This window comes from Plantactinospora mayteni (assembly GCF_016862935.1).
GTDB classification, from domain to species: Bacteria; Actinomycetota; Actinomycetes; order Mycobacteriales; family Micromonosporaceae; genus Plantactinospora; species Plantactinospora mayteni.
Window position 1 is genome coordinate 104700 of the sequence record NZ_BONX01000001.1, and the last position, 15037, is coordinate 119736.

At 72.3% G+C, this 15037-nt stretch carries 11 protein-coding genes; 8 read left to right on the plus strand and 3 right to left on the minus strand.

Annotated elements, in window-relative coordinates:
- Positions 1–14: 14 nt before the first annotated feature.
- From Pma05_RS00390 to Pma05_RS00400, 3 genes are read right to left on the minus strand one after another with little or no spacing between them, the layout of a single operon-like run.
- Entirely contained in the window at positions 15–1802 is a 1788-nt protein-coding gene (locus Pma05_RS00390) for an ATP-binding cassette domain-containing protein (RefSeq protein ID WP_203855191.1), read from the minus strand.
- A complete protein-coding gene (locus Pma05_RS00395; protein WP_203855192.1) occupies positions 1799–3667 on the minus strand; it encodes an ABC transporter ATP-binding protein in 1869 nt (622 codons plus the stop codon). Before Pma05_RS00395 ends, Pma05_RS00390 begins: the two co-directional genes overlap by 4 nt.
- A gap of 58 nt (positions 3668–3725) precedes the next feature.
- Positions 3726–4253 carry a nucleoside 2-deoxyribosyltransferase gene (locus Pma05_RS00400; RefSeq protein WP_203855193.1) on the minus strand — a complete coding sequence of 176 codons (528 nt, stop codon included), beginning with the start codon at positions 4251–4253 and terminating at the stop codon, positions 3726–3728.
- Positions 4254–4544: 291 nt separating this feature from the next.
- Here Pma05_RS00400 and Pma05_RS00405 point away from each other — a divergent pair, with 291 nt between their 5' ends.
- The 8 genes from Pma05_RS00405 (at position 4545) to Pma05_RS00440 (ending at position 15019) form a co-directional block, all read left to right on the plus strand.
- Complete coding sequence (locus Pma05_RS00405; protein ID WP_203855194.1) at positions 4545–5825, plus strand: glycosyltransferase family 2 protein; 1281 nt, start codon at positions 4545–4547, stop codon at positions 5823–5825.
- Complete coding sequence (locus Pma05_RS00410) at positions 5815–6879, plus strand: Gfo/Idh/MocA family protein (RefSeq protein ID WP_203855195.1); 1065 nt, start codon at positions 5815–5817, stop codon at positions 6877–6879. The genes Pma05_RS00405 and Pma05_RS00410 overlap by 11 nt, the downstream gene beginning before the upstream one ends.
- On the plus strand, positions 6879–7859 hold the full coding sequence (gene blsE, locus Pma05_RS00415) for a cytosylglucuronate decarboxylase (protein ID WP_203855196.1): 981 nt from the start codon (positions 6879–6881) through the stop codon (positions 7857–7859). Before Pma05_RS00410 ends, blsE begins: the two co-directional genes overlap by 1 nt.
- Positions 7860–7989: 130 nt before the next feature.
- The gene (locus Pma05_RS00420) at positions 7990–9126 is read left to right on the plus strand and encodes a DegT/DnrJ/EryC1/StrS family aminotransferase (RefSeq protein WP_239311447.1); all 1137 of its coding nucleotides are present in this window, start codon (positions 7990–7992) and stop codon (positions 9124–9126) included.
- Entirely contained in the window at positions 9123–10241 is a 1119-nt protein-coding gene (locus Pma05_RS00425) for a glycosyltransferase family protein (protein WP_203855198.1), read from the plus strand. The genes Pma05_RS00420 and Pma05_RS00425 overlap by 4 nt, the downstream gene beginning before the upstream one ends.
- Entirely contained in the window at positions 10238–10909 is a 672-nt protein-coding gene (locus Pma05_RS00430) for an HAD-IB family phosphatase (RefSeq protein WP_203855199.1), read from the plus strand. The genes Pma05_RS00425 and Pma05_RS00430 overlap by 4 nt, the downstream gene beginning before the upstream one ends.
- A gap of 1 nt (position 10910) precedes the next feature.
- Positions 10911–12149 (plus strand): DegT/DnrJ/EryC1/StrS family aminotransferase, encoded by a 1239-nt coding sequence (locus Pma05_RS00435; protein WP_203855200.1) that lies wholly within the window; start codon positions 10911–10913, stop codon positions 12147–12149.
- On the plus strand, positions 12146–15019 hold the full coding sequence (locus tag Pma05_RS00440) for a glycoside hydrolase family 3 protein (RefSeq protein ID WP_203855201.1): 2874 nt from the start codon (positions 12146–12148) through the stop codon (positions 15017–15019). The genes Pma05_RS00435 and Pma05_RS00440 overlap by 4 nt, the downstream gene beginning before the upstream one ends.
- Positions 15020–15037: the final 18 nt, after the last annotated feature.

Sequence of the window (15037 nt, forward strand, 5' to 3'; positions counted from 1 at the left end):
CCTCCCGGATCGCATCAGGCGTACGCCTTGGCCTGTAGGTCGTAGAGCGCGGCGTACCGGCCGGCGCGGGCCAGCAACGAGGCGTGCGTACCCGACTCGACCAGCCGCCCTGCCTCCAGCACGAGGATCAGGTCGGCACCGGCCACCGTGGAGAACCGGTGCGACACGACGACGGTGATGGCTCCGGTGCCGCCGCGAATGGCGCGGGCGCGCGTCATGTACGCCTCGAAGATCGCCCGCTCGCTCGGCGCGTCCAGGGAGGCGGTCGGCTCGTCGAGCACGAAGAGCAGCGGCTGGGCCCGCATGCACGCCCGGGCCAGCGCCACCTTCTGCCACTGCCCCTCGGACAGCTCGACGCCGCCGAACTGCGTGGACAGCATCGTGTCCGTCCCCTGCGGTAGGCGGTCGACGAACTCTTCGGCGCCGGCCGTCCGGATCGCCGCCCGGATCCGTTCGGCGGAATCCATTCCGGCGGGGTCGCCGAGCCCCACTCCTTCGGCGACGGTGGTCCGGTACCGGCCGAAGTCCTGGAACGCCGCGCTCATCGCGGCCCGCCAGGCGGCGGTGTCGAGGTCGGCGAGGTCCGTGCCGTCCACCCGGACGGCGCCGCTGTCCGGTCGGTAGAGCTTCGCCAGCAGCTTGACGAGCGTGGACTTGCCGGAGCCGTACTCGCCGACCACGGCGACGATCGCGCCGGCCGGCAGGCGCGCGCTGAGCCGGTCCACCGCGAGACGGTCGGTGCCCGGGTAGGTGAAGCTGACGTCGTCGAGGACGATGCCGTCGGTCAGCCTGGCCGGCGGGGCGAGGCCGGGGCCGCCACGGGCCGCCGTCCCGGCGTGGTATTCGCGCAGCCACCGGTACGGGGCGAGGACCAGGGCTGCGCCACCCGCGTCGATCGAGCGTTCGACCGCCTGCTCCACCGCGAACCGCAGCTGCGCGCCGACGGTGATCGCGAGGACGAGGTCGCCGCCGGCCGCCGGTGAGCCCGCCGTCTGGCGTACCAGCAGGACCAGGCCGCCGATGAAACCGAGCGCGAAGATGCTCCAGCCGAGCGCCGACCAGAGCGACGCGACGAGCCTCGCCCGCACGACGGTGGTCGCGGCGCTCTCCCACGCCTGCCGCTGGCGCCGGAGCAGCCGGTCGGCGGCGCCGGCCACCCGCAGTTCCTTGCCCGCCCCCGGGTCGATGGCCAGCGCCAGCAGGTGACGCTCGAGCCGCCGGTCCTCGGCCGCCGCCGCCTCGGCGTCGCGCATGCGCCGGCCCCCGTGCCACTCCAGCAGCAGCGGGACCACGGCGACGACCAGCAGGCCGAGCAGCAGCGGGGAGACGGTGGCCAGGACGGCGAGGGCCGCGCCGAGACGAACGACGAACACGAACGCCTCGATCGCCGCCCAGCCCGAGTCGACCACCCGCCACACCTCGGCGCGCACCACACCGATCCGGTCCAGGTAGTCGCTGCGTTCCAGGTGCTCGATGGTGTCGACGCCCATCGTCGCCCGCATCACCTCCGGCTGCACCTCGGTCAGGGTGACCCGGCCCACCACGTGGGTGCGCAGTTCGAAACCGATCTGACCGACGACCAGATCGATCGTGTACGCGGCAGCCGCACCGGCCGCGCCCACGACGATGGCGCTGAAGTCCGCCCGGATCGAGCCGTCGACCACGGCGCGCAGGCCGAGGCCGACGACTGCGAAGGAGACGCTGTTGAGGGCGATGCAGCACAGCGAGAGCAGGGTCAGTCCCGGGCTGTGGCGCCAGCACCGGAGGAACGACTCCCGGCGCACGGCCAGATCGGCGATCACCGGCTCTCCCCGTCGAGCGTTGAACCCTCCAGGCGGTCGTCGTACCCCTGGACGAACCGGTCTGCCTGGATCTTGAACAGCCGGGCGTAGCGGCCACCCGCGGCCGTCAGCTCCTCGTGGGTACCGGACTCGGCGATCACACCGTCTGCCAGCAGCACGATGCGGTCGGCGCCGCGCACCGTGGAGAGCCGGTGGGAGATCAGGACCGTGGTAGCGCCGTTTCTGGTCCCGGACAACCGGTCGAACACCTCCGACTCGGTGCGGACGTCCAGGTGCGCGGTGGGCTCGTCCAGGACGAGCACGCGAGCCCCGGTGTGCACCGCGTAGCAGGCCCGGGCCAGGATCACGTGCTGCCACTGACCACCGGACAGGTCCACCCCGCCGGAACGGGTGCGCGACAGCGGGGTGTCGGCGCCACGGGGCAGCCGCTCCAGGACCGGCGCCAGCCCCGACCTGGTGACGGCCTTCTCCAGCGCCACCGCGTCCACCGGGCCGGGAGCACCGAACGTGACGTTGTCGACCGCCGCGAGCTGGTACCTGACGAAGTCCTGGAACACCACGGTCAGCCGGCGTCGCCACGCGGCCGGGCCGCCGGCCACCGGGTCGTGGATGTCCACGCCGTCGGCGGTGACCCGGCCGGCGACCGGCCGGTACAGGCCGGCGAGTAGCTTGACCAGCGTCGACTTGCCGGCACCGTTGAGACCGACCACGGCCAGCCACTCGCCGGGCCGGATCTCCAGGTCGAGGCCGTCGAGCACCGGCCGGTCGGCGCCGGGATACCGGAAGACCACCTTCTCGAAGCGGAGCACCGGCGGGGCGGTGGCGCCGGTGCTCGCCGCGACCGGCGGGCCGAGCACGGCGGGTGCCGGCCGCGAGACAGCCCCCAGGCGTTCGGCGAGTTCCTCGTACGCCTCGACGACCGGCGCCGCCCCGGCGACATTGACCACGTCGTCCAGGCTGATCAGTGTCGCGTACACGCTCCACGCCGCGGTGAGGATCGCCACCTCGGTGGCGACCGTCGCGGCACCGTTGACGACGCCCCTGGCCACAATCACGTAGACCGCGGCCAGGGGCACGAACATCAGCACGGTGGGCAGCCACTGCCCCAGCCCGGCACGCCGGTCGTCCGCCCACACCGGCCCGAGATGCGTGCGCACGTGCCGCTGCTGGCGGCCGACCAGCCAGTCGGCGAAGCCGAAGACCCGCACCTCCTTGCCCTCCGCCGGTGCGGTCGACACCTCCGTCCAGTAGCCGGCGGATCGGTGGTCCGGCAGTCCGGCCGACCAGATCCGGAAGTGCCGCCGCCACCGCCTGATCGCCAGCAGTCGTACGGCGACCGCGGGGACGCCGAGCACCAGTACCAGCCACCAGGCGAACGACGCGAGCACCGCCGCCGTCGCGGCCAGCCCGAGGTACTGCACGACGGTCCGCAGTTGACCGAGCACGCCGTCGGAGATGCTCTTCTCCAGCCACACCGACGGCTCCCGGGTGACCTGTCTCAGCAGGTCCTGGGTCCGGGGCTGCTCCAGCGTGTCGATCGTGCCGGCGCCCATGGCCAGCCGCGCGACGCGGAGCCGGTGCGCCCCGTCGATGCGGATCTTCGTCAGGGTGGCCAGCGGTCGCAGCAGCGCCTTCAGCGCCACGTTCACCAGCAGGGCCGCGCCGAGCAGCGCGAGCGGTGTCGCCAGGTGGGACAGCGCCCCGGGGTCCTCCCCCTCCCGGCGCATGGCGGAGACCACCGCCGCGGTGGCGACAGCCGTCGCCGCGGGCAGCAACGCCTGGACGAGCAGGGTGGTGGCGAGCGCCGCGACCACCGGCAACCCCGCGTCGGCGAGACGGCGCAACAGAAGAAGGCGAACACGCACGCGCAACTCCCCCGGTCCTCCAGTCGGCGGAACACTGCGTCGACCCGTACGGAACGCGTCAGGTCGGGCTGCCCACCTCCACCGCCCGGGACGACCCGGCGATCTGCCGGACCGCCGCCACGACGGCGGACGGATCGCGCGCCACCGTCGCGTAGTCCAGTCGCCGGACCGACGTGATGGCGGAAAGGCCCTGGACAAGATGGCTGTATTCGGCGCGGTCGTCCACCACGAGAATGACGGGCCGACCCAGGGCCGCGGCCCATCCTAACTCGACACACGTGCCGTCCGTCCGATATGGAGAGCCGTCGGCACCTGCGGGAAGCACCGCCACGAAGACGGTGCATTTCAAGATCCAATTGTAGTCGCGCGTGGCAATTTCGTGCGACTTACCCTCTACATTTTCCTCACCGAAACCCTCCGTGAGGTGCGCCGACAGCACTTGCAGGCCGTCCGCCTCGATCTTGGTAATGATCGAGCGGACGTCCGTCTCAAGTGTCCGGTCAAAGTTTCCGGCGGCGTCGATAGCGTACTGGATCGGGCCGCCCACCATGACCGCGATGTGGTCGACAGGCGAGGACGTAGACATCGATCAGTCTCCTCGGTATCGTTCGAGTGGCTTAGTTGAGAATACCGACAAACATAGTCCAGTCAAAGCAACCGCACGCAGAAACGGGGAGCGACGTTGCATTGGACCTTCGACCAGCATCAATGTGCTTTCAACAACGAAGGTTTACGGTTCGCCCCGCGGACCGGTGATGGGTCCACGGAGGACCCATGGCGTGACGCCGACGGCCGGCCACCAGAGCGGGACCCGCGACGCGAGCGGGATGCCGTCGCCGACTACCTCGCACGACAGCCGGACAGTTACCGGGCGACCGTGGAATCGCTGGCCAGATCGCTCGGCCCGCTGGACGTCGCCTGCCGCGCTGTCGTGCTCGTGCCCTGCCGTTCCGAGGCCGCTCAGCTGGACACCCTGCTCGGCTGGTACGCCGACCAGCGTGACCTGTCCGGCGCACCCCTGCGACCGGAACAGTTGGAGGTCCAGCTGCTGGTCAACCGCTTCGCGGACGAACCCGACGACGGCGCGGCCGCGATCGCCGACCGCTACCGGGGCGGGCGGCTCAGGGTCACGGTGGCCGAATATTTCCATCCTCCGGACGAGCACGCGCCACTCACCATGGCCAGGAAGCTCTCGGCAGACGTGGCGCTCTGGCGGGCGCTGCAACGCCCCAGCTACCCGGCACCGCTCTACCTGCTCTCCGAGGATGCCGACGTCGCCTGGATCGATCCGCGCTACGTCGCCCTGGCCGTCTCCACACTGGACACACGCCCGGGGCTCGACGCGGCGCGCGGGCAACAGGACCGCTGCCCCTGGGTCATGGCACGCCATCCGCTGCTGGTACTCATGCGTCGGTCGTGGAACTTCGCCGAAGCCGTCCTGGCGCGCCGGTCACTGCGGCCCGACCGCAACCCGCAGCACGACTTCACCTGGAACAGGCTGACCACCAGCGGCTGGAACTGTGCGTTCACCGCCGAGGTATACGCGCTGGTCGGTGGCTACAACCGGGACCGACCGTTCGAAGAGGACATGGACATCGGCGAGAAGATTTCCTGTCTGCGCGCCTTCGAGCGGGACGGCACACTCGTCCCGCAGGTCAACACCGTCGGCTGGCTTCCCACCCGGGCCGAGGGTTCCCCGCGACGTTGGCTGTACTGGGCGGCCACCGGTGTCGAGCCCTACGAGGACACCAATCAGCACGAGAACTTCTTCCGGCGCGACCACGAACGGGTCGTCAAGGACTGTAGCCTCACCGAGCTGGAGCAGCTCGCGCGCCCGTACACGGTGCTGGACCCCGACCGCGTCACCGCGGCGCTCCAGCGCGACCTGGACTTCCTTCCCGGCCGGTGCGGTGGTCGTGACGACGGTCGCGCCGTCTACCAGCGGGTCCTGACCCTGCTCGGATTCGCACCCGGCGAGGCGGTGGTCAGCGACGGCACGCTGCGGATCAGATCGCTCGACGCGGTCGGCGCGCGGCTGGAACGCTTCGGCCGGTTCGCGAAGCTGATGGCCGGCCCCTACCCGGCGACCCTGCCGGCCGGCCGGGCCGCCTTCACCTGGCGTCTCGGCGCCGTCCCGGTGCGGGCCGATGTCTCCTGATCCCGCGGCGAGCCACCTGCCGCCGGCACGCGTGCGAGTCGCCCTGGTGGGCTGCGGGGCGGTGGTGCAGCACGGACACGTGCCGGCGTACGCCGCGTCGCCCGCCCTCGACGTCGTGGCCGTCTGCGACCCCGCGGCGGAGCGGCGGTCCACGGTCGGACGGCTGCTCGGCGTGCCGCCACACCGGTGGCTCGACCGCGCGTCCGACCTGACCGTTCTGGCGGACAGACCGCAGGTGGTGGTGGTCGCGACGCCCACCGCGACCCACGACGCGGTCATCGACGACCTACTCGGCAACGGCTTCCACGTGGTGTCCGAGAAACCCATCAGCCCGACGGTCGACGGCTGCCTCGCGCTCGTCCGGCGGGCGACCGGCCACGGGCGGCGACTGGGTGTGCTGCACAACTACCAGTTCGCCACGATGTGGCAGGCGACCGCGGCCGAGCTGGCGGCCGGCGCGGTGGGCGACCCGCTCGCGTTCGACGTCCGGCTGACCGATCCGGGCCCGCTGCCGGGGCTCATGCCGCAACAGCCGATGTGGCGCACCTCCCGGTCACTGGCGGGCGGCGGCTGCCTGCTCGACGCGGGCTACCACTTCGTCTATCTGGCCGAGGAGCTGATGGCGAGCCCGGTCACCGAGGTGACCGCCGACGCGATCGAGACCGTCACCCCCGGCTGGAGCGTCGAGGACCGGGCACGCGTCCGGCTGCGGCACGCCGGCGGCGCCGTCACCAGCCTGTGCGTCGACTGGACCGTACGCACGCGGCAGCGCCCGTACCTGCGTGTCACCGGGTCGCGGGGCCACATCGAGGTCGACGAGGACGCCGCCATGGTCACCGTCCATCGGCACGGGGACGCGGAGCGGGTCATCGACTGCACGGACGATCCGCACGGTTTCCGGACGGCACTGCCCGGCGCGGTTCTGGGCACCGTCGGCGACGCCGACCACCGGGGTTCAGCCGAGCGGGGCAGGCGCGTCGTCTCGATCGTCGAGGCGTGCTACGCGTCCGCGGCCGAAGGGAAAACCGTCCATCTCGACAGACCGGAGCTGTGATGACGACCCGGGACCGGTACCTGTTCATCAGGATTCTCGAGGCGTGCAACGCCGACTGCTTCATGTGCGGGTTCGCACTCTCCCGCGACGAGTACCGCTTCAGCGTCGAGGAGTTCAGCGCGCTGCTGCCGGCGGCGTACGCGGCCGGCGTACGCTACGTGCGGTTCAGCGGCGGCGAGCCGCTGATGCACCGCGACGTCGTCGAGCTGGTCGGCGTCGGCACCCGGCACGGCATGAAGATGTCCCTGATCACGAACGGGCTCATGCTGCCGAAGATGATCGACCCTCTGGCGGAGGCCGGGCTGGCCCACGTGATCGTCAGCATCGACGGCGGCTCCGCCGAGACCCACGACACGTACCGGCGCCTGCCCCGGTCGTTCCATAATGGACTCGACGGGCTCCGCGAGGCACGCCGACGCACCCTGCTGACCCGCGTCAACACGGTCGTCGGGCCGCACAACTACACCGAGATGCCGCAGTTGCAGGCCGCCCTGACCGACGCGGGCGTCCAGCAGTGGGAGCTGTCCGCGCTCAAACTGGAAAGGCCGATCGTCTACCCGGACCCCGGGCACGTGGAGGCGGTGTGCGAACCCCTCTACACCGCCGACCCGCACCACAGCCTCGTCCCCCTCGGCAAGCGCTTCTACGGGGACACGCCCCTCGAACGCGAGCTGTTCTTCACCCACTCGGTGACCCCGCGCGCCGGGCGGCCCCTGTGTCATGTCGTCGACGACGTGATCTATCTCGACGGCAAACGTGGGCTCGGCTACGGCTGCTCCTGCATCGCCCACGCCGACGACGTGCCCGGCGTGCCGTTGCGGCAGGGCACGACCTGGCTGCTGGACACGCCGCGGTTTCGCACCCACGTCGATGTCTTCCGGGAGCAGGCGCCGCTTCGCTGCACCGGGTGCTCCACCACCGCCGCCGGCTACAGCGACGACGTCGCGCGGCTGGGCACCGTACCGGCCTGGCACCACTGAACGCTGCTCCGGATGGCGGAACGCCACCACAACGGTAAGGGGAGCCGTGACGATCTCTCAGACTTCGACCACCAGCTCGTCGGCTCTGGCCATCCACGGCGGGGTGCCGGTTCGGCCCCGGCCCGTGTCCATGACCACCCACCTCGGTCCGGCGGCCCGGCTGCGGATCGCCGGGGTGCTCGAACGGCACGAGCCACTCTCGGAGTACTACGGCGGTCCGTGGGCCCGGCGGTTCGAGGACGAGTTCGCCCGCTATCACGGTGCCGACAGGCATGCGGTCGCCGTCAACTCCGGCACGAGCGCGCTGCACGTGTCGCTGGCGGCGGCCGGAATCGGGCCCGGTGACGAGGTCATCGTCCCCGCGCTGGCCTTCGTCGCCGCGGCGACGGCGGTGGTGCAGCTCGGCGCGGTGCCCGTCATCTGCGACGCCGAGCCGCACAGCCTGACCATGGACGTACGGGCCGCGGAGGCGCTCGTCACCGACCGCACCCGGGCGATCCTCCCGGTCCACCTCTGGGGCCACCCGGCCGACCTCGCGTCGCTGCGGGCGCTCTGCGACGCGCGCGGCCTGGTGCTCGTCGAGGACGCCTGCCAGGCGCCAGGCGCACCCGTCGGCGCCGCCCGCACCGGGACCTTCGGCGACTTCGCCGCCTACAGCTTCGCCAACCGCAAGCACATCCACTGTGGAGACGGCGGCATGGTCCTGTGCCGCACCGCCGAAGCGGCCCGGACCGTACGGTCGATGGCGAACTTCGGCAAGGGTCCGGGCTGGGACGACTACCACACGCTCGGCTACAACTACCGGATGGTCGAGGTGTCGGCGCTGATCGGCCTCGAGGGTCTCGCCGACCTGGACGACGAGATAGCCCGCCGGCAGCACGCGGCATCGCTGTACCGGCAGGGGCTGCGGGACACGGACCTGGCACCGGTGCCCGCGCCGGCCTGGGGCGACAGCGTCTACTTCAAGATGCCGGTCCTACTGCCGGAGCGGCACGTGGCGCGCCGCCAGTTCGTCATCGACGCGATCCACGCCGAGAACGTCAGCAGCCGCATCCCGCACCGCCCGCTCTTCGCCGTGCCCTGGCTCGCCGAGTACCTGCGCGCCCGGGGCCGGTACCGTGGCCCCGAGGACTGCCGGGTGGCGGCCTCGGCACACGCCCGGCTGTTCGAGGTGGAGACCGGACCGCACCTGCCGGCCGAGGAGGCCGCCCGCTCGGTCGAAGCGGTGCGGAAGGTGTGGCGGCAACTCGACGGGCAGGCCCCGTGACCGGCCAGCAACCGGTGCTGCTGGCATCCGCCTGCGACTTCGGCTGGGGCAGCGTCGGCAAGCTGCGGCTGGTCCTGGACGAGCTGCCCGGAGTGCCGGTGGCGCTCTACCCCGCCGACGGTCGGCCGAACCCGGCCGCCGAGCTGCTCGCCGACCGGTACCGCTTCGTGTCCGCTCCGCCGGACCGGGCCAGCGTCGCCCTGGTGGTCAACGATCCGGTCGCGGCCGACGAGATCACCAGGATGGGCGTTCCGGTGGTGTATCTCGACAGCCTTCCCTACCTGTGGGCCACCCCGGAGGAGGTGCCCCGGCAGGTGGCGGTCTACTGCGCGCAGCACGGCCCGTACGGCGCACTGCCGGCCGGCAGTCCCCTGGCGGGCCGGTCCGACATCGAGTGGATCGAACCGATCGTGCCGAGGGCCCGCGGTCGCCGAGGCGGGGACGGGATCGTGGTGAGCGTCGGCGGCCTGCACAGCCACCTCGTCGGATCCGCGGCCGACGCGTACCTGCGGCTGGTGCTGCTGCCCATCGCGGAGCTGCTCGCCGACGGTGGCCGCCCGGTCGCGGCGGTGTGCGGAAACCTCCCCGACTGGGCGTGCCGCGACCTCGCCGCCCGGCTGCCCGGTCCGGTCCGGATCGGGGCGCAGACGCCGGCCGACTTCGAGGCGACACTGCGCGGTGCCGACCTGCTGATCACATCTTCCGGAAGCACGACGATCCTCCAGGCCGCCGCGCTGGAACTGCCGATGATCCTGCTGCCGCCGCAGAATCTCAGCCAGATCCTGAACGCGGAGATCTACGCGGCGGCGGCTCGCGAGGTCCTGTGGTGGCCGGCGTCGGTGCTCGACCCGGCAGAGGTCGCCCGGTTGCGGCCGGCGGGTGAGGACACCGTGCTCCGGTACATCTACGGCGCGATCAGCGACGCCGCCGACCGCCCCGAGGTCCGCGCGGCGGTCCGGGCCGCCCTGGCCACCGGCGTGGCGGGCCGCCCAGCCGTGGACGCCGTACCGGAGCGGGTCCTAGAGCCCGCCAGGATGGGCGGCGCGCGGCAGGTCGGCCGGCGGATCCGTCAGGCGATGTTCGCGCCCCTGCCCAGACCGGAACGACCGGCATGACAGACCTCGGCGGCGTCGCCGTCTTCCTGGACTTCGACGGGACGATCACCGTCCGGGACACCTCCGAACACCTGCTCGAACGCCTGGCCGCCGGCGACTGGCGGTTGCCCGGCGACCGCTACCGCCGTGGCGAGCTGACCGGCCGGCAGTGCCTGGAAGAGGAGTGGGCCATGCTGCCGCACGACGCGGACCTGCTGCTGGCGACCGCGCGGGAGGTACCGCTCGACCCCGGCTTCGCCTCGCTCACGGCCGAACTGCGGGCGGCCGGGGCGACCGTAACCGTCGTCTCGGACGGGTACGGGATACGCGTCCACGAGGAGTGCGCGCCCCTCGGCCTCACCGCACTCACCGCGCGCGTCCGCGACGGCGAGCTGAGCTTCCCGCACAGCGCCGCGGACTGCCCGTGCGCCTCCTGCGGCACCTGCAAGGTGCTGCCGATCCTGCGGGCCAAGCGGCAGGGCCGCCCGACCGTCATGGTCGGAGACGGCACCTCCGACCGGCGGGCCGCCCTCGTCGCGGACCGCGTCCTGGCGAAGAACGGCCTGGCGGACTGGTGTGCCGACGAAGGGGTCGCGCACACGCCGTTCGACAACCTGACCGACGTCCGGCGGATCCTGCTGGCACCGACGCCCGTTCCGCCGGCGACCGAATCGAGGGACGGAAGCTGACATGACTTCGGCGCAACGGATTGAGCTGGCCGTGGCGGGCGCGAGTGGCCGGAGATTCGGCGACCTGGCGACCCGCGCGCCGTGGCCGGTGCACGACGAGTTGGAGCGCGCCGCACTCGACCGGGTGCTCAGCTCGGGATCGTGGTCACGGCTGGGCGACGCCGACTGGACAGGCGGCGAGTGCGGGCTCTTCGAGCGGGAGTTCGCCGGCTACCTCGACGCCGGCAACGCGCTGGCGGTCGCGAACGGCACCCTCGCCATCGAGATCGGCCTGCTGGCCCTCCGGGTACGCCCCGGCGACGAGGTCATCGTGCAGGCCGGCACGTTCTTCGGATCGGTCACCCCCATCCTGCGGGTGGGCGCCCGGCCGGTCTTCGTCGACCTGGACGAGTCGACCTGCACCGTGGATCCCGCCGCCGTGGAGGCAGCCGTCGGCCCCCGTACCGTGGCGGTCGTCGCCGTCCACCTCGCCGGCCTGCCGGCCGACCTGGACCGCCTCGCCGAGGTGTGCCGGCGGCACTCCCTCGCCCTGCTGGAAGACTGCGCCCAGGCAGTCGGTACCCGCTGGCGGGGGCGGGCGGTCGGCACCGTGGGAGACGTCGGCGCCTTCAGCCTCCAGCAGGGCAAGGTCCTACAGTCCGGCGAGGGCGGGGTCCTCGTCTGCCGGGACCGGGCCGTCGCCGACCGGGCGTTCGCCCTGCACCAGGGCTTCACGATGCCCGGCTCGCCGACGCCGGCCAAGCACGAGCCGGCCGCGAACATGCGGCTCTCCTCCTGGCCGGCCGCGATCGCCAGGTGCCAGCTGACCCGGGTCGAGGAGCAGATCGCACACCGGCTGCGCAACGCGCGCGCCGTGGCCGCACTGCTGCGGCCGGACGATCCGGTGGAACTCGTCGACGCACACCCGGGCATGAGCAGGTGGAGCCCGTTCAGCATCCCGCTGCGGATCGTGCCGGAACGTGCCGGCGAACTCTCCCAGGAGTTGCTCGTCGCGGCGCTGCGGGCCGAAGGCGTACCCGCGTTCGAGGGCCACCTCGAGCCGCTGTACGACCGGCCGATCTTCCGGGACAACGACTTCGACGTCCGGGACACCGGCTGCCCGGTCACCGATCGGGTCAGCCGGCGACACGTGGCCGTGCTGCAGCAGTTCCTGCTCGGTCCACCGGACTGGATGCCCCGGCTCGTGGAACTGATCCGCGACGTGCACGCCGCCGCACCGCAGCTCCGGCACGCCGGATGACCGGGCCGGCGTTCCGCGACCCGGACCTGCCCCTGGAGACCCGGGTGGCCGATCTGCTGGGGCGGCTCACCCTGCCGGAGAAGGCCGGCCTGCTGCACCAGTACCAGGGGGCGGTGCCGCGGCTCGGGCTCGACCGGTACCCGACCGGCACCGAGATCCTGCACGGCGTGGCCTGGCGTGGCGAGGCAACGGCCTTCCCGCAGGCGCTCGGGCTGGCCAGCTCGTGGGATCCGGAGCTGCTGCGGGCCGTCGGCGCCGCCGTCGGCGACGAGGTGCGCGGACTTCGTCGCAAGCAGCCGGAGCGGGTCAGCCTCAACGTCTGGGGCCCGGTGGTCAACCCGCTCCGCGATCCGCGCTGGGGCCGCAACGAGGAGGGCTACTCCGAGGATCCGTGGCTGACCGGGACGCTGGCCACGGCGTACACCGCCGGCCTCAGCGGGGATCACCCCCGTTTCCTGCGGACCGCACCGACGCTCAAGCACTTCCTCGGCTACAACAACGAGGACGGGCGCGGCGAGACCTCCGCCGGTCTCGCGCCCCGGGTCCGGTACGAGTACGAGTACCCCGCCTTCCGCGCCCCGATCGAGGCCGACGTGGTGGTCGGCCTGATGTGCTCGTACAACCGGATCAACGGACGGCCGGCGCACGTGAGTCCACTCGTCAACGCGGAGGTACGCCGCTGGAGCAAGCGGGAGCTGCTGGTCGTCAGCGACGCGGAAGCGGTCTCCGGCATGACGAAGTGGCAGCACTACTTCGACGACCACCTCGTCGGTCTCGCGACCGCGCTGCGCGGCGGCATCGACTGCTTCACCGAGGACGACCGGGACTCCGAGCCGACCGTCGCCCGCGTGACGGAGGCCCTGTCCCGAGGGCTCATCAGCGAGTCCGATGTGGATACGGCGGTACGTCGTTCGCTGGCCGTACGGTTCCGGCTCGGCGAGTTCGACCCGCCCGAGGGCAACCCGTACGCCGCCATCACCCCGGACGTCGTCAACTGTGCGGCGCACCAGCGCCTGGCTCGGCGGGCGGCGCGCGGCGCGATGGTACTGCTGGCCAACGACGGGACGCTCCCGCTGCCGGATCCACCCGGCCGGGTCGCGGTCGTCGGCCCCCTGGCGGACGTGGTCTACGACGACTGGTTCAGCGGCACCAAGCCGTACGCGGTGACGGCGTACGGCGGCCTGGCCGGCCGGCTGGGCGCGGACGCGGTGGAGTTCCGGCAGGGCGTCGACCGGATCGTCCTGGGCGGGCCGTACGGCCCGGTAGCCGCCACCGACGACCCGGCGGGCGGGCCGGTGCGCGTCGACGGGGCGGCGTCCGAGGCAGCGACCTGGATCGACGTCTTCGACTGGGGCTACGGCGTCGTCGCGCTGCGGACCGCGGCGAACAACAAATACATCAGCGTCGACGAGGACCGAACCCTCGTCAACACCATGGACGTACCGTGGGGCTGGTTTCTGCGTGAGACCTTCCGGCTCCTCGACCACGGGCCCGGTCGGGTGGTGATCCAGCACGTCCACTCCGGACGGTACGTGGCCACCGACGACACCGGCGTCCTGCGGGCCAACCGGACGGACGCCCGCGACGCGTCGGTTTTCGACCTGCACGCCGTCGTGGACGGCGCGCGGGACGCGGCCGAGGCCGCGGGCGGCGCCGACGTGGCCGTGGTCGTGGTGGGCAACCACCCGTTGATCAACGGGCGAGAGTCGCAGGATCGGCCGGGTCTCGCGCTGCCACCTGCCCAGGAGGCTCTGGTGCGGGCGGTGTACGCCGCCAACCCCCGCACCGTCCTCGTCGTGACCAGCAGCTACCCGTACGCGATGGAGTGGGTCGGCGACCACACGGCCGCCGTGCTCTGGTCGGCACACTGCGGCCAGGAGTACGGCAACGCGCTGACGGACGTCCTGCTCGGCGGGACGCCGGACGGCGCCGCCGTCGACGTGACCGGGCGGCTGACGCAGACCTGGTATCGCGCCGAAGAAGACCTGCCCGACATCCTCGACTACGACATCATCGCCCGCGACGCCACGTACCGGTACCACCGGGGCAGTCCGCTCTACCCGTTCGGGTTCGGCCTCAGCTACACCACCTTCGCCTACACCGACCTGCGCCTGTCGGCCGGCGCGATCGAGGCGACCGGAGACGTGCAGGTCACCGCGCGGGTGGCGAACACCGGGGACCGGCCCGGCACCGAGGTGGTCCAGCTCTACGTCCGGCAGGAGGGGTCACAAGCCAAGCGACCGCTGCGGCAGCTGCACGGCTTCGCGCGGGTCACCCTCGCACCCGGCGAGAGTCAGGACGTCGGCTTCACGCTGCACGGGGCGGACCTGGCGTACTGGGACGTGCGCCGCGCCGAGCCCGTCGTCGAGTCGGGCACCTACCGCGTGCTGGTCGGTCGGTCCAGCGCCGCGACCGAGCTGAGCGCGGTTTTCACCGTACGGGGACGGGAGATCGGGCCCCGGGACCCGCTGCGCGCACCGTTCGAGGCGGCCAACCACGACGAGTACCGGGACACGGTCCTGACGCACGAGGAGCCGGACGGCGCCGACGCCGTCAGCGGGACCGCGCCCGGCGCGTGGACCTGTTTCCGGGCGGTGGACTTCGGAGTAGGCGCCGTCGGCACGGTGACCGCCCGCCTCAGCGCCCTGCGCCCGGAGGCGGCCGGCGGCCATCTGACGCTCCGGTTGGACGACCCGTCGACCGGCCCGGTCATCGGCCGGTTGCCGGTTCCCGGCCCGGGCGGCCGGGGCGACTGGCACACCGTCTCCGCCACGCTGACCGGCGCGGACGGTGTCCGCACGCTGTATCTGGTCTTCGACGCGGCAGGCAGCGCGGTGAGCCGGCTGACCTTCGGCACCGGTGCGGGGTGAGCGTGGGCAGCGGCGCCC